The sequence below is a fragment of the Rivularia sp. UHCC 0363 genome (assembly GCF_034931125.1).
In the GTDB taxonomy this organism is placed as follows: domain Bacteria; phylum Cyanobacteriota; class Cyanobacteriia; order Cyanobacteriales; family Nostocaceae; genus Rivularia.
Genome location: NZ_JAYGHM010000151.1, coordinates 1 through 2,182 on the forward strand (window position 1 = coordinate 1; position 2,182 = coordinate 2,182).

The 2,182-nt window shown below is 42.7% G+C and carries 1 protein-coding gene; it reads right to left on the reverse strand.

What is annotated here, in order from left to right:
* Window positions 1–87: 87 nt before the first annotated feature.
* Window positions 88–1,635: a group II intron reverse transcriptase/maturase gene (locus VB797_RS34895; RefSeq protein ID WP_323242382.1), complete on the reverse strand. Its 1,548-nt coding sequence runs from the start codon at window positions 1,633–1,635 to the stop codon at window positions 88–90.
* Window positions 1,636–2,182 lie beyond the last annotated feature (547 nt).

Sequence of the window (2,182 nt, forward strand, 5' to 3'; positions counted from 1 at the left end):
GGTTTGAGTCGATGTGGGGTATTATCCCCAGCACCTCTCAGTTAGAACCGTGCGTACCCGTTTCCGTGTACACGGCTCCCGATATTCTTAAGGGATAACCCTTTTGCCCATGTGGATATAATCGTGACAGGACTCATGAACAACAGCTAGATTTTTAGGTTTCCAATTGTTGTGGTTTCCGTCAATGTGGTGTAGATGTACTCGTTCTTCGCTTGTACATTTTAACCCGCAATATCCGCACGTATGGTTTTGCTTTTTAAGAGCTTTAGAGGTTTCCCCGTCGTAGAGCTTACTATTACGTTCGCTCCAATACGTTAAATCTCCGTCGTAAGGTGATTTATTTCCCTTAACGTTGACGTGTTTGTTTTCGGAGTAAGGAACTTTTGGAAACGCCCTATCTAGTAGTTTTTTACTTGAGTAGCGGTCTTGTTTTGATTCCTTATTAAATACCTTTTTTGCTCTGCATTTGATGTAGTATAACGAAAATCGTGAACCGTCCATCTTGCAGAACTTATGGTAATTTCTCCATCCTCTAACAATTGGTGCTAACTTTTCGGCTTTCACCTTAGAACCATAATTCGAGTTGTTAACAATAGCTTTTACCTTCTGACGGAATTTCTTGAAGTTTTCCACTGAGGGAGTACTTCTAAATTTTCCGTTACTTTGCACTTTAAAATGCCAGCCAAGGAAGTCAAAACCATCTGTCGCGGCGATTATTTTAGTCTTCTTCTCGCTTACCTTCATTCCTCTTTCGGCTAAAAATTGGTTAATGTTTTCAAGTATCTTGGTTGCATCGTCTTGGGGTCGAAGTATTGTTACCATGTCATCGGCATACCGAATAGAAGGTTCTACGACTTTATTTCCAGCATCTTTGTATCTATGTATACTTTCAATGCCGTTAAGAGCGATGTTTGCTAAAAGAGGACTCACTACACCGCCTTGAGGCGTTCCTTGTTCTGGGAATTCTGGGTTTATTCCTGCTTTTAAGCATCGAAATATACCTGTCTTAATGCCTTTAGGGGCGATAAGGTTATCCATTATGGTGGTGTGTGATATTCTATCGAAGCACTTCTCAATATCGAGTTCTATGACTCGTTTATTGACACCTTTTGCGTGAGAATTAAGGTTGTTGAATAGGTATCTTTGAGCATCATGTGCCGAGCGTCCTGTTCTAAACCCGTAACTTCTGGCATGGAAAGTTGCTTCGTGCGCTGGTTCTATGGCATATTTTGCGAGGCATTGCCAAGCTCTATCCGCGATAGTTGGAATTTTAAGCCTTCTGGTAGTCCCGTCCTTTTTTGGGATGGGGATTTCCCGTAATCCCTGGTGTTTCCAGTTATTACCTGATGCTTTAAGCAGTTTCTCAAGCTCGAATCTCTCACTAAATGTAAGGGACTTTTTGCCATCAATGCCTGCTGTTTTCTTGCCAGCGTTTAGCTGGGTTACTTGACGTATTGCCAATAATCTAGCCGCAGTGGATTTCAGGATAAGTTTTTGAAGAGATTTTGCCTTACGCTTATTTCCTTCTCGAACTGCTTTGAACACTCGTTTTTGTAGGCGGAATAAATTACGACGGAATTTCTTCCAAGGTAATGTCATCCAAGATTCACTAACCTCGTGGCTGTGCCTAATCATACTCTAACTCCAAAAAGTGTTTTCTGAATACCTTGCAAAAATTACTTTGCATCCTACCCGAATCAAGGGGGTTCCGCATCTCGTCTTGCCTACTTTGGGGTTCGACCGCCCCAAGACCATTGATTCGTTTTTCTTCGTTCCTTCAGATGATTGATTGTTCCGTTAGGTAGTGCCACTTTAACCATCAGAAACCCCGGATTCTTGCTGCTACTACTCTTAAGGCGCAGCGGGTTTTAGCTCTGATGAAGTCAGGGATTTTGGGTTATGCCCTGCTTTTATGTAGGTTACTTTTTTAGGCATCGGTTTTACCGTGGGAACTCCCTGTTAGCGCCAGTGTAGACCCATAACAGTCTTCTGATTGCGCCCTGTTCCCAGCTTCACTCTACAAGAACCGAGCTTGTTCGGTGTGGGCAGATAAGGAGTCACGCTTGAATCTAGCGGGTAGGACTTTCACCTACATCTATCTAAAGGTTCAACTATTTCTAGCTGGATTGGCTATTTACGGACTGATTACCGTGATTCCCCAATCAACGAATCGCACAAGAGT